Annotated in this window: 20 protein-coding genes; 12 read left to right on the top strand and 8 right to left on the bottom strand. The window is 59.7% G+C overall.

Features of this window, described 5'->3' with window-relative positions; all coding sequences use genetic code 11:
- Positions 1 to 57 precede the first annotated feature (57 nt).
- From JXQ78_RS06620 to JXQ78_RS06610, 3 genes are read right to left on the bottom strand one after another with little or no spacing between them, the layout of a single operon-like run.
- Positions 58 to 342: a hypothetical protein gene (locus tag JXQ78_RS06620; RefSeq protein ID WP_330632690.1), complete on the bottom strand. Its 285-nt coding sequence runs from the start codon at positions 340 to 342 to the stop codon at positions 58 to 60.
- Between the two features lie 52 nt (positions 343 to 394).
- Positions 395 to 1,438, bottom strand: coding sequence for an amidohydrolase family protein (locus JXQ78_RS06615; protein WP_330632689.1), 1,044 nt, complete (start codon positions 1,436 to 1,438; stop codon positions 395 to 397).
- The gene (locus tag JXQ78_RS06610; RefSeq protein WP_330632688.1) at positions 1,435 to 2,670 is read right to left on the bottom strand and encodes an HD domain-containing protein; all 1,236 of its coding nucleotides are present in this window, start codon (positions 2,668 to 2,670) and stop codon (positions 1,435 to 1,437) included. Before JXQ78_RS06610 ends, JXQ78_RS06615 begins: the two co-directional genes overlap by 4 nt.
- Before the next feature lie 115 nt (positions 2,671 to 2,785).
- Between JXQ78_RS06610 and JXQ78_RS06605 the strand changes: the two genes are divergently transcribed.
- The 9 genes from JXQ78_RS06605 to JXQ78_RS06565 all read left to right on the top strand — a co-directional run bounded on the left by JXQ78_RS06605 (position 2,786) and on the right by JXQ78_RS06565 (position 9,662).
- A complete protein-coding gene (locus JXQ78_RS06605) occupies positions 2,786 to 3,322 on the top strand; it encodes a hypothetical protein (RefSeq protein ID WP_330632687.1) in 537 nt (178 codons plus the stop codon).
- Between the two features lie 101 nt (positions 3,323 to 3,423).
- A complete protein-coding gene (gene cofD / locus JXQ78_RS06600; protein ID WP_330632686.1) occupies positions 3,424 to 4,446 on the top strand; it encodes a 2-phospho-L-lactate transferase in 1,023 nt (340 codons plus the stop codon).
- Positions 4,446 to 5,204: a tRNA-dihydrouridine synthase gene (locus JXQ78_RS06595; RefSeq protein ID WP_330632685.1), complete on the top strand. Its 759-nt coding sequence runs from the start codon at positions 4,446 to 4,448 to the stop codon at positions 5,202 to 5,204. The genes cofD and JXQ78_RS06595 overlap by 1 nt, the downstream gene beginning before the upstream one ends.
- Positions 5,201 to 6,043, top strand: a complete 843-nt coding sequence (locus tag JXQ78_RS06590) for a triphosphoribosyl-dephospho-CoA synthase (protein ID WP_330632684.1) — start codon at positions 5,201 to 5,203, stop codon at positions 6,041 to 6,043. The genes JXQ78_RS06595 and JXQ78_RS06590 overlap by 4 nt, the downstream gene beginning before the upstream one ends.
- Positions 6,040 to 6,609: a DUF447 domain-containing protein gene (locus tag JXQ78_RS06585; RefSeq protein WP_330632683.1), complete on the top strand. Its 570-nt coding sequence runs from the start codon at positions 6,040 to 6,042 to the stop codon at positions 6,607 to 6,609. The genes JXQ78_RS06590 and JXQ78_RS06585 overlap by 4 nt, the downstream gene beginning before the upstream one ends.
- Before the next feature lie 94 nt (positions 6,610 to 6,703).
- Complete coding sequence (locus JXQ78_RS06580) at positions 6,704 to 6,892, top strand: 30S ribosomal protein S17e (protein ID WP_330632682.1); 189 nt, start codon at positions 6,704 to 6,706, stop codon at positions 6,890 to 6,892.
- A gap of 109 nt (positions 6,893 to 7,001) precedes the next feature.
- Positions 7,002 to 7,943: an ABC transporter ATP-binding protein gene (locus JXQ78_RS06575; protein ID WP_330632681.1), complete on the top strand. Its 942-nt coding sequence runs from the start codon at positions 7,002 to 7,004 to the stop codon at positions 7,941 to 7,943.
- A 59-nt stretch (positions 7,944 to 8,002) separates the two neighbouring features.
- Positions 8,003 to 9,037, top strand: a complete 1,035-nt coding sequence (asd, locus tag JXQ78_RS06570; protein ID WP_330632680.1) for an aspartate-semialdehyde dehydrogenase — start codon at positions 8,003 to 8,005, stop codon at positions 9,035 to 9,037.
- 49 nt (positions 9,038 to 9,086) lie between these two features.
- Positions 9,087 to 9,662 (top strand): pyridoxamine 5'-phosphate oxidase family protein, encoded by a 576-nt coding sequence (locus tag JXQ78_RS06565; protein WP_330632679.1) that lies wholly within the window; start codon positions 9,087 to 9,089, stop codon positions 9,660 to 9,662.
- 3 nt (positions 9,663 to 9,665) lie between these two features.
- On the opposite strand, the gene JXQ78_RS06560 is transcribed toward JXQ78_RS06565, so the two are convergent.
- Complete coding sequence (locus tag JXQ78_RS06560) at positions 9,666 to 12,347, bottom strand: DNA-directed DNA polymerase (RefSeq protein ID WP_330632678.1); 2,682 nt, start codon at positions 12,345 to 12,347, stop codon at positions 9,666 to 9,668.
- 112 nt (positions 12,348 to 12,459) lie between these two features.
- Here JXQ78_RS06560 and JXQ78_RS06555 point away from each other — a divergent pair, with 112 nt between their 5' ends.
- From JXQ78_RS06555 to JXQ78_RS06545, 3 genes are read left to right on the top strand one after another with little or no spacing between them, the layout of a single operon-like run.
- The gene (locus JXQ78_RS06555; RefSeq protein ID WP_330632677.1) at positions 12,460 to 12,648 is read left to right on the top strand and encodes a DUF7331 family protein; all 189 of its coding nucleotides are present in this window, start codon (positions 12,460 to 12,462) and stop codon (positions 12,646 to 12,648) included.
- Positions 12,649 to 12,686: 38 nt separating this feature from the next.
- Entirely contained in the window at positions 12,687 to 13,040 is a 354-nt protein-coding gene (locus JXQ78_RS06550) for a DUF7322 domain-containing protein (RefSeq protein ID WP_330632676.1), read from the top strand.
- 2 nt (positions 13,041 to 13,042) lie between these two features.
- Entirely contained in the window at positions 13,043 to 13,447 is a 405-nt protein-coding gene (locus tag JXQ78_RS06545) for a DUF7346 family protein (protein ID WP_330632675.1), read from the top strand.
- On the opposite strand, the gene rad50 is transcribed toward JXQ78_RS06545, so the two are convergent.
- Genes rad50 through JXQ78_RS06525 form a run of 4 tightly spaced genes read right to left on the bottom strand, consistent with a single transcriptional unit; the run spans position 13,437 to position 19,818 of the window.
- Positions 13,437 to 16,139 carry a DNA double-strand break repair ATPase Rad50 gene (gene rad50, locus JXQ78_RS06540; RefSeq protein WP_330632674.1) on the bottom strand — a complete coding sequence of 901 codons (2,703 nt, stop codon included), beginning with the start codon at positions 16,137 to 16,139 and terminating at the stop codon, positions 13,437 to 13,439. The two genes, JXQ78_RS06545 and rad50, sit on opposite strands and share 11 nt — an antisense overlap.
- Positions 16,136 to 17,299, bottom strand: a complete 1,164-nt coding sequence (mre11, locus tag JXQ78_RS06535; protein ID WP_330632673.1) for a DNA double-strand break repair protein Mre11 — start codon at positions 17,297 to 17,299, stop codon at positions 16,136 to 16,138. The genes rad50 and mre11 overlap by 4 nt, the downstream gene beginning before the upstream one ends.
- 46 nt (positions 17,300 to 17,345) lie before the next feature.
- Positions 17,346 to 19,079: a hypothetical protein gene (locus JXQ78_RS06530; protein ID WP_330632672.1), complete on the bottom strand. Its 1,734-nt coding sequence runs from the start codon at positions 19,077 to 19,079 to the stop codon at positions 17,346 to 17,348.
- Positions 19,072 to 19,818, bottom strand: a complete 747-nt coding sequence (locus JXQ78_RS06525; RefSeq protein WP_330632671.1) for an ABC transporter ATP-binding protein — start codon at positions 19,816 to 19,818, stop codon at positions 19,072 to 19,074. The genes JXQ78_RS06530 and JXQ78_RS06525 overlap by 8 nt, the downstream gene beginning before the upstream one ends.
- Positions 19,819 to 19,863: the final 45 nt, after the last annotated feature.

Genomic DNA, 19,863 nt, shown 5'->3' with positions numbered 1-19,863 from the left:
GACGGGCACCGCAAAAATGATTGCCATCGCCAGCTGCGGGCGATGGATGCGCCCGTCTCAGGCCGGCCTGCGTCCTCGCCGTCGAATCCCATCGTAGAGAAAGCCCACGCCGGCGAGATTGACAAGCCCGATGATCGCCAGTTGGAGCCACATGGCTGGCGATTGTTCGACTAGTTGCTGTGATTCGCTCTCCCCTGGTCCGTCGGCCTCCACTGTGGTTACCGTCTGGGTGGGTGTACCGAAAAACAGGAACACCGTCATGAGGATGAGCAGTATGCCAACGCAGATTTCGAGCCACGAAAGGAGATCAGTGAGCGTCAGCGATCCGGGACTACGCTTCATTCGCGTTAGTTGTACATCAATCAATAATAAGAATCCGCCAGATTCGAAGCGGCTATCTGGAATATAATCGCTTTCCCGATCGAACCACCCGTTCTACATCGTTGATTCCAGCTCGCCGGACGATTGCCCGCACCGGATCACGCGCCCCAACGAGATTGTCGGTCGTTCCGTCGAGCACACAGAGCGCAGCCGGTGTGCCCTCCTCGATCGCCCAGCTGTCGATGCCGATCGCCCGAGCGCCGTTGATCGTTGCCATCTGGAGCACCTCTCTCGCGGAGACGTCACAGAGCTTGCAGGTGTAGGCCATCTCGCGGAACATCGACGGACTGTTCAACATCACGTTGTCCGTCCCAAGCGCCACCGTGGTGTGATCGAGCAGCTTTCGGACGGGTGGCACACCAACGCCGGTGACGAGATTCGAACGCGGACAGACGGCAACGGGCGTCTGGGTGTCGGCAAGCCAGTCGAACTGTTCTGGCTGGGTGTGGACCATATGCACCAACAGATCGGGATCGAGATCGAACGCCGGGTCGATATCGTCGGGATCGCGCTCGCCGGCGTGGATGGCAAATGGTTTTTGGAGCTCTCTGGCGGCCGTCCGAGCGTCGTCGAACTCGTTATCGCGTGCCCCGCTCGCGCCAAAGCCATCCCCACGCTCTAGAGCATCGATCGACTCCCGACCGAACACGACTGCTTCGATGGCCACCTCTTCGAGTGCGGCCTCGATCGCCTCGATGCCCGCAACGCCACCCTCCCTGAACTCCAAAAAGAGTGCTGTCCCGCTCGCGTGCATGTACTGGAGCGAACGGGCCATCGCTTCGATCAGCTCCTCGTCGCTGGCCGCTCTGAGCAGCTGGTGTTTCAGGCCATCGGGTGGCGCAACCAGGTCGTCGAGACTGAGACCAGCACCGGCTTCTTTGGCGATCGAATCGCCGATGTGGGTGTGGGCGTTGACGAACGCCGGAAAGATGATTTTTTGCGTGTCTACACTGGATTCCTCGATCGCAACGATCTCGCCATCGTCAACCAGGAGTTGTCCCTCGATTGGGTCGAGCGCGGGGCCACGCAGGATCGTGCCGCTGATCGTTTCGCTCACGAGTCAACCTCCTCTGTGAACTCACTCAGCGTTGCGGGCCGTCCCCAGTGATCATCGGTGACGAGATGATCGATGTCGAGTCCGAGAACGCGCTCTGTGGCCCGCCCAACTGCAATCGTCGATTCTTCCGGAGTGTAGACGCCAAAGCGCCACCGATCGCGCTGGGCGGTGAGCAGCGCCCGCACGAGCGCAGACTGGCTAGAGAGCGGTCGAATCTCGCCGTTGACGACGACGCGGCTCGTCGATTCTGCCATCGATGGGCTGGGTGGCACGTCCAGAATCACTGCCGCAGGGTCGACGCCCGCTGCCTCGGCGATCTCCGTTTCGAGTGCAGCGCGGTCGTCGAATTCACCCTCGAGCAGCTCGTCCGGAGCGTCGTCGAGTTCTGCCCACACCGCCCGTTTGAACAGCGAGCGCGAATCAAGCCGGTCGGCAGTGTGCTGTGTAGCCGGAGTTGAGCGCAGCGTCACGAGTAGATCGTGATCGTCCATCCGCCGCAGTCCTGCGCCGTCGATCGCTCCGGTTTCGATGAGCCGTTCGGCGGCCCGTGCGAGCATCGCCCGGCTGATCCGCGCGGTTGGATGGTTGTACACCGCGCGATTCATCAACGCACGGGCGAGCAGGAGGCTCTCTGCGGTCTGAACATTGCCCGGCGCGAGCACGAGCTCGCCATCAACGTATCTGAGCTCGCGGACGAACCGCTCGTGATCGATCGTCCCGTATGGAACACCAGTGTGATGGGCGTCACGGACGAGATAATCCATCCGATCCACGTCGAGCTCCCCAGAGATCAGCTGGCCGTATCGGCCATCGCCGCGAATGAGCTCCGCAACGGCGGTGGGTTCGATCCCGTGTTCTTCGAATATACTCGCGATCGCTCCAGTTTCGAGCAGATCCAGCACCTCATCGTGGTAGCGCCCTGTGTGGCGGTGGATCACCGCCTCCGTGTTGTGGCTGTACGGGCCGTGGCCAACGTCGTGCAACAGCGCGGCGGCGCGAATCGTCTCGGCCGTCCGGCCGTTGATATCCAGTTTCTCGACGGCCTGGCTCGCGATGTGATAGACGCCAAGGCTGTGTTCGAACCGGGTGTGGTTCGCCGAGGGATAGACGTAGGTAACCGTCCCCATCTGGTTGATCCGGCGCAGCCGCTGGAGCGCTGGCGTGTCGATGAGATCCGCACCGATGCCATCGATCTCGATGTGGTCGTGGACGCTGTCCTTGACCGCGATCATGAGCGACGTTCGAGTGCGGGGGGTAAAAACGGTGCAGTCACACTCCTCGTCGTCACAGGGGACGGAAATTGACAGTATCAGTAAACAGTTCACTTGGAGCCGTGAATCTAGTGATATGACTGGACGGCGACGATTTCTCGTGGCTGGGATTTCAGTGCTGTCGCTCGCCTGGAGTGGTGGTGGACTCTCTCGCCAGCCCATCGGTCGGATCGTGGGCAAGGTGGTTTCCTTAGAATGGAAGGAGGATAACGGGATACAGACTGCCCAGCCTGTCGATCTATGGCTGGATACCGAATCGCCGGATATCGAGGGAGAAATTGATCCACGGATCTGTCCGTCGTGGGAAGCGTCGTCGGACGTTCGGATTAGTCCATCTGTGCACGAGCGGCTGGTTGCAGCGGCCGACGTTCGATATTCACTCGTCGTTCATGGTATCGATCCAGATCCGACACCAATCAAATCGTCCACGAGCTGGTTTTCAGTCAGTCGGTCGCGATTCGGTGCGTTCGGGTTGAACGACACCGTCGTCCGTGAGCAACCGATCCTCGGCGAGCCCCATCTTTCGCTCGTTGCGGACCGACCGCTGGATTCGATCCCTGATGAGTCTGCCCGGATCAATCTCTTCGCGAGGTACAGTGGGTTACAGCCGTAGCCATCGATCTGCGCTCCAACACTGGCCGCTATACCGTGTGCGATGCCCACCTCGCTGTGTCCGACCACACGCTTAACCCCACCCACAACACGAATGGTAGTATGACGACGTTTTTGGCCGGAGGAACGGGGACGCCAAAGCTACTCCGCGGTGCAGAGTCGGTTTTCGACCCGGCAGAAACGACGGTGATCGCAAACACTGGCGACGACGTTGCCCTGGGTGGTGCGTTCGTCTCACCGGACGTTGACACCATGCTGTTTCTCGACGGCGATTGTCTCGACCAGGAGCGGTGGTGGGGGATTGCCGACGACAGTACCGAAACCCACGACGCGCTCGGAGCGCTACGAAGCGAGGCCGGTCTCGGAGATGCGCCACGCTATCTCCCAGACGACCAGCAGACGGACGGCCCTGCAATTGCCAACTGGCGGCGATTTTCGGGTGTGAGCGAATTCATGGAAATCGGCGATCAGGACCGAGCGATCCACCTGCTCCGTGCCGGGCTCCTCAGAGAGGGAGAAACGCTAACGGCGGTGACACAAACGCTCGCCGACGCACTTGGCGTCGAGCGGACGATTTTGCCGATGAGCGACGATCCCGTGGCGACGATACTCCACACGCCCGAAGGACACCAGCATTTCCAGGAGTTCTGGGTTGCAAACGGTGGGACGCCGACGGTAACCGCGGTCGAGTACCGTGGTGCTGGCAAGGCCGAACCGACGGCGGCGGTCCGCTCGGCGCTCGAGGAGCCGGTGGTGATCGGCCCATCGAATCCGATCACTTCGATCGGACCGATGGTTGCGATGGAATCGTTCGAACGCGCACTGGAACGGACCACGGTCGTAGCGGTGTCGCCGTTCGTGGGCGAGCGACTGTTTTCCGGGCCGGCGGACAAACTCATGCGGGCAACCGGGTACGAGGCCAGCACTGCCGGCGTTGGGGAGGCCTACTCGTTTGCCGACGCCTTTGTTCTCGACGAGGAGGATCCGACCGAATTTGACCGACCGACGGTTCACACCGACACCACGCTTGATAGCCCCGATGACACGAAACGCGTCTGTCAGGCCCTCAAGACGGCAATCGACCGCGTCGAATCGGAAATGCACACACCAGCAGGTGAGCAATAGTGCTCGATTTCTCGCCTCGGGTCGTTGCAGCGAGTTTGAGCGGTGAGTCCGACGCCGACTGGGCAAAGGCGGCTGCACCGTACGTTGGGGCCGCGATGCTCGGTGGGATTGCGATCGATGCGAAAACGCAAGCCGGAGCGCGAAAGCTCCTTGAGCGCGATCGATCGGAGTTTCTCCCCGACGATCCGATCGCGTTCATCGACGAACAGCTCACACAGCTCGCTGACACACCACTCACTCCCGGGGTCAACGTCCGGAGCACGACTCCAGAGCCGATCGAAGCCGTAGCGGCCATCTGTCGGGACCACGACGCGATCGTAGAGATCAACGCCCACTGCAGACAGGACGAGCTCTGTGCGGTCGGTGCGGGAGAAACGCTGCTTGCTGACACCGAGCGCCTCCGTGCGTTCGTCGAGTGTGCAGCGCAGACCGGCGCAACAGTGAGTGTGAAAGCCCGCGCTGAACTCCCCGCTGTCGATCTCAAAGCCACTGCAAAAGCCGTCTACGCGGCCGGCGGCGAGTTGTTCCATCTCGATGCGATGGACTCGCCCGACGCTATCGAACGGGTGGCAACCGCCACACCGCTTGCCGTGATCGCAAACAACGGCGTTAGAGACCGCCGGTCGGTCCGCACCTATTTCGAGCTCGGGGCGGATGCCGTGAGCGTGGGCCGCCCGAGTGATTCGCCAGCAGTCCTGTCTCGCGTAAAGAACGCAACGACCGAGTGGGTTGGGACCGAAGGGAGTCGAAAGCGATGAGATCGCCGGCACAAAACGCCCAGCTCGCCCTGTTGTTAGAAGTAACTGGCACGCCGAAACCGGGCAACGTCGATCGAACACACGAGTACGATGATTTGCGGTTCGAACAGTTCGTGGCCGGGGCCGTCAGCGCTATGGGTGGCCTTCGACTGGCCCAGAACGGCGGTGCCGTCGGACGATCGTTCGAGCGAAGCGTCGTCGGGATGGCAAATCAGAGCGGTGGCAACACCCAGTTCGGAGCGCTGTTACTGGTCATCCCTCTGGTCTGTACGACCGCCAAAGACACCACCGAGGAACTGGGGCCAAAGCGCGTGACTGAAACGGTGACGAGCACGACCGTTGAGGATGCCGTCGATTTCTACCGCGCGTTCGAACACGTCGAGGTTGCGGTTGCGGATCCACCGGACGATCTCGACGCACTCGACGTTCGCCGCGGGGCAGCCGCCGAGTCGGCTATTAGAGCGCGTGAACGCACACTCTACGATGTGATGGAACTAAGCGTCCCCGGCGATCTTGTGGCCAGAGAGTGGACGACCGGCTTCGAAGACTCCTTTCGCGTGGCCGATTCGCTCGCCGAACAATCGGGGCCGGTCGCCGACCGGGCGGCCACAACGTATCTGGAGCTGCTCGCAGAGCGACCAGACTCGTTCGTCGAAACGAAACATGACCAACAAACGGCAATCGACGTGATGGAGCGGGCACAAGCCGCCAGAAACGGCGATCTCGACCCAGAGCGGCTGGCCGACGAACTGGTAACTGCAGGAATCAATCCCGGCGCTACCGCCGACATCATCGCCGCAGGGCTCTATATCGCGCTTGAACGGGGGCTTTCGGTGTGACGGCAGATGGCTGGCCGGTGGCGCTTTCGGGCGTCACTGAGACGATCGTCACGACCCAACGGCCGGATGGTCGATGGAACGTGGCCGCGCTGGGGCTGTTTGACGGCGAATCCGTGACGGCAAAAACGTGGGGACACACACGGACCCGGAGAGGCTTTCACGCAACCGGCGAAGGCATCGTCCAGTTCACACAGGATCCGGTGGATTTCGTCGAAGCCGCCTGCTCGCGCCGGACGGATCACAATCCAATTCTCGACAGTGCTGACGCGTGGGTACGTGTTTCGGCCACCTCGATCGAAACGACCGACGAGTTCGAGCGCTGGCATCTTGAGCCGCTCGAAGCACGGATCGAAACCGAGCGCGTTCCAACGACCAATCGCGGCTACTACGCAATCATCGAGGCAACCGTTGGAGCCTCGAGACTCGGCGTTCCGGAGTATGACAACGACGCGATCGTTGCGCGTATCGAACACGCAAAGGATGTCGTCGAACGATGTGGTGGCCCGCGAGAACGAGCCGCCTGGAAGCGGTTCACATCGCTCGTCGACGGATTGGCACTCGACTGACGACCCTTGATATTCGACTGACAACCGTTGGCACTGCCCGTTTCGAACCGCCACGAAACGAACCTTTTTAGCCGCGTGAACGAGAATCGATCCTATGGCCATCAAACCCGCCTACGTCAAGAAAACGGCGACAATTCTGCTCGAGCGCTACGCTGAAGCGTTTGACGACGACTTCGAGCGCAACAAAGATCTCGTCACAGAACTCACAAACATCGAATCAAAATCAGTTCGCAACCGGATTGCGGGCTACATCACCCGAAAACAGGCGACGCCTGCCCAATAATCGGATAGTTTTCACCGTGACGCACAGAAGCTGTCCAGTTGCTGCCTTCGCGCGTGTTCTTACGAAATAATATAAAGATTCTTTGCGATTGGTTGCCGGCGTTCTCGGTATGGGAGTCATTGAGGTCGAGGGGATAACCACGGAGTACGGTAACGATGTCGGGATTGATTCGCTGTCGTTTTCGGTCGATTCGGGCGAGGCGTTCGGATTGCTCGGCCCGCAGGGAGCCGGCAAGACGACGACGATCCGAACGATTCTGGGGTTTCAATCGCCCAGGACGGGAACGACTCGAGTGCTTGGCTGTGACGTTCACAGCGAACGCGGCCGGCGGGAGGTAACCGATGAGATCGGGTACGTGCCCGCCACGCCCGGCTACGACGATCGCGCATCGATCGGACAGATTCTCGACGCACACGAGGCGGTGCACGGTGGCGACCGCCGGGACGTGTTAATCGAGCGGTTCGGCCTCGAAGAGGACCGCCGAATCCATGCGCTGGGTCCACGCGAGCAGCGACTCCTCGCGCTCGTGGTGGCATTCATGCACGACCCATCGGTGGCGATTCTCGACGAACCAACGACTGGTGTCGATCCGGTCACCCGCCAGCGGATCGTCGGATTCATCGACGAAGAGCGCCGCCGCGGGACGACCGTGTTGCTCTCATCTCGATCGGTAGACAGCATGGTCAGACTCTGTGATCGCATTGCCGTCCTCTGGTCGGGTCGTCGGATCCGGACCGAAACGCCCGCATCGCTCCCGTTTACCACTGCAAAACAGGTGTCGATCACCGTCGAACGAGAGACCGACATGACGGCCTTCGATCGCCTTCAGATCGAGAATTTCGTCAGTCACGACACTGAAGTGCCACCACCGGCAGGGAGTGGGCCTGAGACGCCACCAGTGGCGGCCACGACCTGTTCGTTTCTCTACACTGGCCCGCCTGCCCGGCTCCTCGAATCGATCGCTCCACTCGAGTGTTTGACCTATCGGATCGAGCCCGCACCCGTGGCCGAGACGCTGCTAGCGACCTACGAGGATCTGCCACCGGAGTGAATACCGTCGAATTGCATGGAACACAACGGTTTTTGAGTGTCCATCCCCCAGTGTTGGCAATGACTGTCACTGCAGGCATTTTGGGCGCAACGGGGGCGGTAGGGCAGCGGTTGATCCAGCTCCTCGATCCTCATCCCGAGTTCGAGATTACCACGCTAACGGCGAGCGAACAAAGCGCGGGACATCCGTACCGTGACGTGGCGAAATGGCGCGTTGACGCACCGATTCCCGACGACATCGCAACGATGACCGTGAGTGAGACCACTCCCGATGCAATCGATGACGATGTCGATCTGTTGTTTTCTTCGCTCCCATCGAGCGTTGGTGAGCGAGTAGAACCCGAACTGTGTAACGCCGGATACGTCGTTTCCTCGAACTCCTCGAACGATCGAACGGCGCCCGACGTCCCGTTGACGATTCCGGAGGTGAACGCCGAACACCTCGACGTGCTCGAAGTTCAGCGCGACGAACGCGGCTGGGACGGCGCGCTGGTGAAAAATCCCAACTGCTCGACGATCACCATGGTGCCGACGCTTGCGGCCCTCGATCGGTTCGACATCCAGTCTGTCACCGTCTCGACGCTACAGGCCGTCTCCGGAGCCGGCTACTCTGGGGTCAGCTCGATGGAAATCATCGACAACGCCATCCCACACATTGGGGGCGAAGAACAGAAAATGGAGCGCGAGGCCAGAAAACTCCTGGGAACGTTTGATGGAGCCGAAATCGACTGGCACGATATGGAGGTTGCCGCATCGTGCAACCGCATTCCAACGATCGATGGTCATCTCGAAAACGTCTGGGTTGACACTGACGACGAGCTCACTCCCGAGGAGGCAGCCACAACGATGACAGAGTATCCATCGCTCTCACTGGCGAGCTCCCCCGAGCAGCTGATCGAGGTCTGTGATGATCCCGATCGGCCACAGCCACGACTCGACCGACTCCGGGGCAATGGAATGGCCGTCACCGCCGGCGGCTTTCGGTCTACTGCGGGCGGTGTTCAGTACAACTGTCTTTCACACAATACGATTCGAGGGGCGGCCGGTGCGAGCGTGCTCAATGGCGAACTGTTGTTGAATCAGGGCTGGCTGTAGGTCGATAACTGTACCATAATCTTTTATTCTTCTATTTGGTAATTAATCCATGACAGATTCGGGGAAGGGGTCATTACCCGGGAGTGATGGTGAACACGACTTGCAGGATCGGTTCGAGACGACGGGGCGGGCGCTGTCGTTTTACGAGAATGCGATGCACGACCGGTTGAACGACGTGATGCGCTCGTTCATCGCGGAGCGAATCCTGTTTTTCCTCTCGACGGCGGACGAAAACGGGCACACGGACTGTTCGCCACGGCTTGGTCCACAGGGGTTCGTCCGGGTGGTTGACGAGCAGACGGTTGCGTATCCGGAGCTCCGTGGCAACGGTGTCCACGCGTCGCTTGGCAATATTCTCGAGAATCCCCACGCGTCGATGCTGTTCGTCGACTGGTGGGAGACGACCGTCGGGTTGCATATCAACGGGCGGGCAACGATTCAGGAATCAGCTCCCGGTGCGTTTGATCCGCCCGACCGGACGAAATCCTGGGTCGTAATAGAGATCGATGAGGCGTACATCCACTGTGCGAAGCATTTGCCACAGCTCTCGATCGAGGAGTTCGATCCACCGTGGGGAACCGACGACGAGGAGGCAAAACGCGCGGGATTTTTCAGCAACGCCTGATACTCACATGAACTCGCCGAGACCGGTCTGTTGTTGGCCGGTCTTGACTTCGTCCCAGGAGATACCGATTGCCTCGAGAACCCGCTCAATGGGGCCTTCGAGCGTTTTTTCGAGCATCGTCTCCCAGTCAACACTAAACGCATCGGGGAGTTGATCGGCGTACTCGATACAGATCACGTCCTGCTCGGTTCGGAACTCGTTGTAGATCGGCCGCGTGTCTGGATCGATCTCGCCGTCGATCCGGCGGAAAAACGACGGATGGACCCGATCGAGATAGAGCCGTTTTGGTTTCGAGCCGCGATCGAAGTTCGTCCCGAGCATGGCGTTGGCGTATTTCGCACCACGGACGTGTGCGGTGTCAGTGTCGTAATTGTTGAGGCGCTTGCCGATCCCACCGGGGATACCGACTTCGTCGACGCTGATCTCGCCGTTCTGGAACCGATCGATAACGTCGTGGAGATACTCCATCACGTCGTCTTTGTAGGCGTCGCCCTCGCCGGTGACGATCATCTCGATCACGCGGTGTTGTACCTCTTTGGTGATCTGTGCGATATCCGAGCGTTTGTACTCAAATCCAGTGATGTCGATGTTGTCAACGTCTTTGCCCTCTTTCCAGACGATGTGTCCGGCGTAGCGCTTTTTCCGTCCGGCCTGGAAAAAGCGACGATACAGCTTCTCGAACTCGATCTGGAACCGGTGGTTCGATGCGTGCAGTTCGGTCCTGACGAACTCGTCGTAGGACGCGTTGATCGTTTCGGCCAGCTCGAACGACTGCTCGATCGCCTCGGCACGCGAGACGTCCGCTCCCAATTCTGTCATCACGCTGTCTGTATCACCGTAGACGACGTCGAGTCCCATCTCCGAGGCGACATCCTGGGTGTGTTCGATCACTTCACGCCCGGTCGCGGTGACGGCAGCGCCCATGTCGGCATCGTACAGCCGGAACCGCTCCCACGTCAACACACCGTAGAGGGAGTTCATCAACACTTTGACGGCCATCTGCTGGCGGTCGTAAATTTCGTACGCGTCGGTACCGGGTTCGTGGTCGTTTCTGTACGCTTTTTTCTGCTCGCGTTCGTCGAGCAGCTCATCGACCATCTCTCGAATGATGCCATCGGGCTCCGTGCGAAACTGTGTTCCGTTCGGTGCGACGAACGTGTCGCCGTCGAATTCATCGCCTACTTTCGTCTCGGGGCTGGCGTTGATCGTCACCATCGCCATCGGATAGAGTGATTTGAGATCGAGAACGCTCACCATCTCTTTGACGCCGGTGATCGGATCGAACACCGCACCCCCCTCGTACTCTTCGCTATCGACCGCGCCTTTCGAGGGTAACACGAACTCGCCGTACACTTTGTGCAGGATGTACAGGTCGACCGCATCGCCGGGCGTTGTGGCGTCTTCGAGCTTACAGCCAACGAAGGTTGCAACCTCCTCCCAGAACGGGATGATTCCTTGCTTTTGGTCGAGTTCGACACAGAGTTCCACGTCCCGAAGGTTGTACTCAAGGAGTCGTTCGGGATCATCCTCCCAGAGATCGCCGATGTCCCCAGGGTAGCGCTCTTTGCCCACGTCGAGTTCGGCCTCGCCGACAGCATCCAACCGGTACGATTCGAGCTCCGTAAACTGCGTGCGTTTATAGCCGTACAACAGATCAAAGACGACTCGCCCTTTCACACTCGGCCCCTGCCAGTCGTCGCGCCACACCTCGTTCACGCGAGAGAGCTGGTCGGGAGCTGGAACCCCATCGAGAACCTCGAGTCGATCCAGCAGATACGGCATATCGAAATCAGTGAAGTTCCAGCCGGTGGTAACGTCGGGATCGGTGTCGTCGATATACTCGATAAACGCCGTGAGCATCGCCGCCTCGGTGTCGAACCGACGAACCGTTGTGTCGATCGAGCCTTCGATCGGCTCGTACGCCGTGAGATCGTCGGGTCCAGCAATGCCATCTCGGTCTTCGTTGAGCCAGAGGATGTATTCATCGTCGTAGGAATCGTGACTCGAGAGACAGACGATCGGCTCTTCGCCGTCTTCTGGAAAGCCGTTGCGGTCGTCCACCTCGATATCGAACGTGTTGATCCTGAGATTCGCTTCAACTTCGCAGGATTCGATCTCCTCGTGGTGAATCGTGATCGTCCCGTCGTCTTCTCTGCGCTCTGGAATCCGAATCCCGCTGGTGATGTCCTTATCGATCAGCAGCCGGTTCGGAAAGAGGATGTCGGCCTCATAATGGTCGAACTGATCGCGGAGCTGTCCGACATCACGTGGGGTCTGTCCGTACACCTTCGTCAACGGCGTTCCACGGATCGATTCGTAGCCCGCCTCGCTTCCGGTGAGCCGATCGAACTCGAACTCCGGTGGCGTCTCCAGCGTCTCCGTTGGAACGTAAAAATATGGACGAAATTCACAAACCCGAACGTGTTCGAGCCGGTCGGTGGGTGTTCGGCCAAAGACGTGCACGATCGGCCGTTCATCCTCGCCACTTCCCTCGATCGTGTAATCGACCTGCGTAACGGCGATTTCGAGCTGGCCATCGGCGTCGGGATATTTGTATTCAGCTGTATCAACGACCGAAGAGATCCCTCCGTGAGCGGATCCAGCAACCGCTTTTGCTTCGCCTGGCGGCCGCTGGTTTGCGTCGCCGTCTCCAATAAAATCCGTGAGACGCGCGTTCTCGGTCATGGGTATCGATCGCCCCCCGAGAATAAAAACTCCGCTTTTTGGAGCGTTCCTCGTCATCGATGAAATTGCCCAAAAGACATATGCTGTGGGCTTCACCAAGGTGAGATACGGCATGTCACGCAACGACACCCCGTCATCGACGGACGATTCCGATGCATCGCGTGCCGAGTTCACCCCAGTGCAGTCTGTCGTTTCGACAGAGTCCTACGAAACCGACGAGGGTGTCGTGTTCTACGATACGGACAATCCGATGGCGTGGCTCCAGGCAAGCGGGGCCGTGTCCCTCGATGATATGGTGTAGTCGAGACCCTTTTGTGGAATCCCCTGATAGCTCTCAGTGTGTCTCCAGGCGACGAGGAGCAACGGGATGGGAGCTGGTTCGGTGGGGAGTCTCACGAGTTCGATCCGAACTCCGTTGAGCCACCGCTGGATGATGCGGCCGGCCCGCAGGTTGACATTCCTGACGCGCCCCAGCCATCGGCATCGTCACCGGCTGAGAGAAGCGACGTCTCCGTCGCCAGGACGTTCTGGCTGGTCGTGGTGATGGTGAACATCGGGTTGTTCGGGCTCACGGTTGGATTGTTGTACGCATTCGTTCGGGGGCGAGTACAGTTCGGTGGCGCAATAGCCGTGTTCGGTGTGACCGCGCTGTTCGTCGCCTACCGACGGTATCGGGCGTTTCGCAGGTCCTGAGAATGCCCTCGATATATCAGCTGTCCGATGGCCGCGTGGTGGGTGTGATCGAACGGAGTGGCCAGACGGCCACCGTCGAGATGCCACCGAATGGTGGACGTACCACCGTCCCGGTCGATCAGCTGCACGATCTTTCCGATCCGTTCGCCACGCTCGGCACACAGCTACCTACATCACTCGTGGAGGATTTCACACTCTCTGCACAGCGATCTCGTGGGGTGGTTCTCTACGTGTTCTGTTGGGGGCCAGTCACCGTTAAAGAACTCCTCGCCGTTGGTGAGTGGTGCGAGCGCGAATGCAATGGGGTGCTGGCAGAACTCCGTGTCGCCGGCTGTCTCGAGTCGGCCACAATGCCTGGCGCAGATTTCGCCGTTACCGACGCCGTTCGAGCGCAGTTCAGGTCGTGATCGAACCGATCGACTGGCGTCGAATGGACGAGCGGTTCGTGGTCGAATCTTTCTGTACGTTGATGAGATCATCAGCAGCGCCCACGAGTTCGTCGTCGTGGCTCACAACCACGATCTGTTCGACGCCGAGACCGCGCATCGAATCGATCAGATCAACGAGGCGGGTGACGTGCCCCGAGTCGAGAAAGACGGTTGGTTCATCGAGAATGAGCGGTGGCATGGGTGCAGTGCCGTCGATCCCTTCGGCCAGCAGCCGATAGATTCCACAGCGGAGGCTGAGATTGAACAGTGCGCGCTCACCGCCGGAGAGCTGCTGTGGATCGAGCTCGTCGCCGTCTTTCTGGTAGATCGAGAGACCATACCGGCCATCGAGCTCAATATGCGCATAGGAGTCGTTCTGGTAGATCACATCGAACGTTTCGTTGATAAGCCGCTCAAGACGGGTGATGTTCTGCTGGCGAAGTTCGGTCCGCAATTCGGCGTACATCGACTGGAGGCGCTCGGTTTCATCGTACAGCGTCGAGAGTTCATCGACGGTTGCTTCTACGTCGTCGCGACGACTCTGCAGCGTTTCGAGCGTTTCGAGCTCGTTCTGGATCCCCCCGAGACGCTCTTGAATCCCATCGCGAGAGTCCTGTAGCTCTTCGAGCTGTGGTCGCAAGGTCTCGATTTTCTCTGCAGCATCATCTCGTTGTTTGGCCGCCGTTTCGAGCGTATCACGGTCGAACTGCGCCTGTAATTCGGCGCGCTCGCGTCGCTGTTCTGTCAGTCGTTCGCGGCGCTCGTCGTTGAGTTCGGCGAGCTCCTCGCGTCGCGTTTCGAGCCGGTCGATCTCTTCGGTTGCTGATTCGATCGACTCCAGCACAGTGCGCAGTCGCTCGAGTCGCTCGCGTCGGTCGGCAAGCTCGGTTCGTTCAGCGTTTACCTCGCCGATCGATGCCCGGATCTCCGTTGCCTGCTCGCGGGCCTGTGCTGCGCCTTCGCGTTTTTCCTCGGCCGTCGCCTCGTGCTCTACTGCAGTCTGATCGAGTTCCTTGATCCGTTCACGCCCTTCTTCGAGCGTCGACTGATCGGATTCGAGCAGTTGTCGTGTGGTTTCGATCTCGCTGTCGAGTTCGTCGATCGTTTGTTCTCGTTCGACGAGCGTTTCGGCGGTTTCGAGCTGCTGTTCGACGGACGAGCGTTTCTCTCGCAGCGTTTCGAGCGTCTCGACACACTCCTCAAGTCGTTCGGCCCGAGCATCGATCGCCTCGACGTGTGGCGACCCGGAGACTGGCTGGCCACACTCCGGGCAATTTCCGGCATCTCTGAGCGATTTTGCTTCGGCAAGCGCCTCTTTGGCACTGTTTTTGTCGCTCTTTGCCTCCGCGATCCGTTCGCGCAGCGTTGTCAGTGACTCCCGAACGCTCGCATGGAATTCGGTGGCGTCACCGTACTCGCAAGGAGCCGACGAAAACGTCTCGACGAGTTCCTCGCGGCGTTCGGTGAGTGATTCGAGCTTCTCCGTTCGCGATTCGATCTGCTCGCGACGCTCTTCGATCGCTGCTTTGCGTTCGCTGGCGTTTTCGCGGGCCTCACTGGCCAGTGTTTCGCGCTCGTCGGCGTCGTCCTCGAGCTGTTCGGCCAAATTCGTCCGTTCTTGGGCCTCAAGCTGGTGCTGTTGAATCTCCTCAAGGAGCGTTTCGTCCCGTTCGGCGATGGTTTCGAGCCTGTTATCGATCCGATCGAGCGAAAGCTCATCACGATCACCGTCAATCTCACTCTCAGCGAACAGCTCTGTGAGCGTTTCCTGGCCGTTCGTGCGGGTGTTTCGCTCCGTTTCAAGCGTTTCTGCGAGCGTTTTGCGTTTGCGTTCGGTTTCTGCAATCGTCGATTCCAGCGACTCGATTGATTCTGAGAGTGACGCGAGCTCTTCACGACGCTCTTTTGCAGCGCGAAGTGTTTCGAGTGCGTTTTCGCGGTTCGTTTTTGCCTCCTCGATCGCCGATTCGACCGTCTCGATCTGTTCATCTCGTTTGTTTCGTTTGCTTATGAGTGTATTGCGCACCTCGTGGAGATTTTTCTCCTCGATCGCTTCGATGCGCTCGTCGAGACTCGAGAGTGCCCCTCGTTTTTCATCACGAATCCGACCAACCCCGACGCGAGCATCGCTTGCTCGCTCGCGGTAGTCTTCCAGTCGGCCGAGCTGAAGCAGCTCATCGATCATGTCCTGGCGCTGGCTCGGACTCGCGTTGATCAGTTTGTTCACCTCGCCCTGTCGAACGTAGGCACAGTTGACGAACGCCTCGGCGTCCATTCGCAACAGCCCACTGATCTCGGATCGCACGTCGGTTGCGCCCTCAATTGGGCGCTCAATCACAGCCTCGCTCGGCGCTTGTGGAGTGAGGACACAGCGAGCGGTTCGTGCAGCATCGTCGCTCATCGTGATCTTCCGCTCAATGTGATATGAACTGTTTTCGTGGGTAAACCAGAGCTCGACGGTCGTCGTTTCTGTACCGATCGTGACGATCTCATCGAGCGTGCCATCGAGCGCACGCGAGCCGTACAGGGCGAAAAAACACGCCTCTAACAGAGAGGATTTTCCACTTCCGTTGAGCCCATGGATCACGGTCACGCCGTCGTCGAGACGAACGTCGATCGACTCGTAGCATTTGAAATTTTCTAAGGCAATCCGAGAGAACGCGATCGTCACTGGAATTCACCCATCGTTGACTGTGCTTTCCCATCCGCAGTCTCCTCGTCGGGGTCGTCTTCTTTGCCGACTCGTCGTTCGAGCCAGCGTTCGATCTCATCGGCAACATTGGCGTCGGCGATTTCACGTTCGCGGATCGTCGCGTCGATTTCCTGGGCGGCGTCGCTTAGCTCGAGTTCGGTAATCCGTTCGCGCACGGCGTGGTCAATATCGACGAACTCTGTCGCTTGTGGGGCTTCTGCGTCGGTCTCACGCTCGCGTCGGTCGTTGACACGCGCGATGAGCGCCCCTCGGTCGCTGGCAAACGATTCGATGGCTGCGGGCGCAAGCGGTTCGCCAGCACCGTCGATCGTGACGATGACGACGCTCTCGGTGAGGTCGTACTCCCGTAGTCGATCGAACACCCGTTCTTTTCCCTCGTGTTCGGCGAGTTCAATGTCGATAAACTCGAAGTGGCGGGTGTCGAGACTGCGCCGTGAGAGCGAGACATCCGTCTCTTCGGTTAGTGTCACGAGATTGTAGCCACGATCTGTCACCTCGCTGGCGCTTGCGCGTTCGGTTGAGCCACAGTAGGTTATCAGTGTGTCCTCGATTCGTTTCTGTCCCGGTGTGTGGTTGTCTCCGACGAGCATCGCGTCGAACGCCACCGTCGATTCAGCGAGGAGTCGCTCGGTGTCCCAGTCGCCAAAGTCGAACGGCTCGAACAGCCCGTGTGAAACCAGTACGGCGCGTGCTGCGTCGTGTGGCTCGAATTCGTAGTCGAGCGTCTCGCGCTGTGATCGGGGGACAAAATCCAGCCCGTAAAACGCCGTATCGCCGATCCGGTGTGGCGTCTCGTCGAGTCTGGTGGCGACGCCGAGCGATTCGAACAGATCCAGCCACTGGACGCCGCGTTTGTGGTCGTGGTTCCCGACGACGGCAAGAAACGGCACTGATTTCTGATCCAGCCGTCTGAGCTGCTCAAGCACGGCCAGCACGTCGTCGAGCCGTGGCTGTCTGTCGTCGAACAGGTCGCCGGCGTGGACAACCGCATCCACGCCGTCGTCGATCGCGTCGGTGATCACCTGCTCGAACGCCCGGAGAAAATCAGCACGGCGTTCGGGGTGGTGATACTGCTGGTAGCCGACGTGTGTATCGCCGGTGTGGAGCACCCGCGTCATCTGGAGCGGACTACCGCCTCGGCCCCTATAGCCTCTGCGCCCCACGTCAGTTGAATTCGTACGATTCGAACAGTTCGATAGCGAAATGATAACTGAGCAGTGCAGCGATCAATCCACCAAGGACCAACGCTACGGGGCCGACTGCGCCGGCTGTGGCGAGATCGAGCGCCTCGATTGTGTTCGCGACGCCCTCGAACCAGCTCGCGCCGCCGTCCCAGCCCAGCAGTCCCGTGATGAGTGCGGGGAGCATCCCGAATCCGATCGCGAGTCCCGTTCGTGCAATTTCGGGATCGATCACGAACGCGACGAGCAGACTTCCAGGGAGACCGATCGCTGACGCGTGGAGAACGATTGCGCTCATTCTTGGCGGACGAACCTCCTGGCTGCGCCCGACGGAAATCGCGCTGTAGCGAGGAAGCGCCATCCCGATCGCGGGCGCTATTGCCACGGAGAAGACGGTGAGAACGCCCGCAGTCACGACGAGTGCGAGAATCGTCGTGATCGAGTACGGCGAGATAACGGCTGTGAGCCCGGTCAAAAGCATACCAACTGGGACGCCGTACAGGAGTCCTGGAACGAGCAGTCCGCGAACGAACTTCGTCCCCGAGACCGCAAGTATCGTCACGGAAAGCATCGATCCCTCGTCGCCGAGCGGATTCATGGCGACGATTTCACCGACCAGAATGGCGACCGTCACGGCACACGCTGGCGCGAGAATCTGCCCGAGTGAGCCGGACTGAAATCCAAACTGCACAATCTGAAACCCGAAAATCAATGGAAGAAGCAGATGAACCAGTCGTTTTGGCTCTCTGACAGTGCGGAGCAAACCCCATTCTGCGACCCGGCGTGTTGGCTGTGAGAAGACTGTTGGAACCGAAAGTGGGCCGATCGATGAGCGCGCGTCGGGTGCTGGCGTCGTTGGCTGCACGGCAGCGTCGTCCGAATCGTCACTTACCGGCTCGTCGAACCAGTATTCAGCCGTGAGCCGCGTGATTGCTGGCAGCCCAATCGCAATGATGAGCCCACTGAAAGCGAGCCCACCAACCATTCGACTCGTTGAACCGACGAGCGGCGTGCCAACGACCATCAGATCGACGAGCCAGCCGACTGGAAAAATGGCGATGTCGCTGAAGCCAACCGGCATCCAGTCGGCGCTTCCTGACATTACTAGCAGTGGATAGGCACTGCCAGCGATCAGTCCCAGTGGAATCCCAATTACCAGTTTGTGTTGGCGCAAAAACGGAGACCTGTGGAGACTGAGCAGCGTTGCGTACCCAAACGCCTGGCCGGTCACGACCAGCGATCCAATGAGAAGAAAGATTGCGATCGGAATGACAACGAGCCCAGCCACGGAGCCGAACACGAGGGCGCTAACGCCGGTTGCCACCAGAATGAGCCCTGTCATGTTGGCGAGTGCCCGGAGCAGCTCTGCGATCACCATACCGACGGCGACGGTGCGCGATGACACCGTCGTCAGCATGAGCGGCTCGCTCTCGATGCCATCTCGCTGGCTTACAGTCCGATTGGCGATCATAAACACCATAAATAGCCAGGTAATCGACACGTATCCGGCCGCGCCATCCGGAAGGGCAAACGGTTCGATACTCCGGAGCTGCCCCGCGAACACGATTGCCAGGATGGCGAAAATGAGCGGCAACACCACTGGATATGCTATCTGCATCAGCAGTCGTCCTTTGTTCCCACGCAGACTTCGCACCGAGCGTCGGAACTCGAACCAGCCGATCTGTGCACTGTGGCGTAGCCACCCCGACTCAGCCATCCATTGCCACCTCGTCCGCGTCGGTCAGTTCTAAGAACACGTCTTCGAGCGATTCGTCACCGTCGGTTTCCACACCAGTCAACGATTCGGGGCTGTCTTCGGCCACCAGCTCGCCCTCGTAGAGAATGCCGACGGTGTCGGCGACCTCCTCGACTACCGGGAGAATGTGCGTGGAGAGAAAGACGGTGGTGCCCCTTGCTGCCAGTCCGAGAATCTCCTCGCGCAGGGTGCGAGCCGCGCGCGGATCCAACCCCGAGGTGGGTTCGTCCAGAAACACGACGGGGGGCTCGTGCAACACCGCCTGAATGTACGCCACCTTCTGGCGCATCCCCTTCGAGTACTCCGCAATCCGAGTGTCAGCATCCGCCGTGAGATCGAGCACGCCGAGCAGCTCCTCGATCCGTTCCTGACTCTCGCGCTCTGGGAGATCACGCAACCCGGCGATGTAGGTCAGCTGCTCGCGGCCGGTCGCTTCGTCGTACAGTGGGGGTTCTTCGGGGAGATAGCCGAGCTGCTCGCGCAACCCGTCGCGATCTGTGATCGGGACGCCACCGACGCGACCGGTCCCGCTCGTGGGCTCTAGCAGCCCCGTCAGCATCCGCATGGTGGTTGTCTTTCCCGCGCCGTTCGGGCCGAGAAAACCGTAGACAACGCCCGACGGAATCGAAAAGGAGAGCTCGTTCACGGCGAGGGTGTTACCGTAGCGTTTGGTCAGGGCAGCGGTTTCGATGGCTGTCATACCAGCTGCTGAGAATTTCGAACGTCCTTTTGATAATTGTTGGTA

It is taken from the genome of Halocatena halophila (genome assembly GCA_027563145.1).
GTDB lineage: Archaea > Halobacteriota > Halobacteria > Halobacteriales > Haloarculaceae > Halocatena > Halocatena halophila.
The sequence above is the reverse complement of the archived record's forward strand: the minus strand, read 5'-3'. Positions and strand labels throughout refer to the sequence as shown.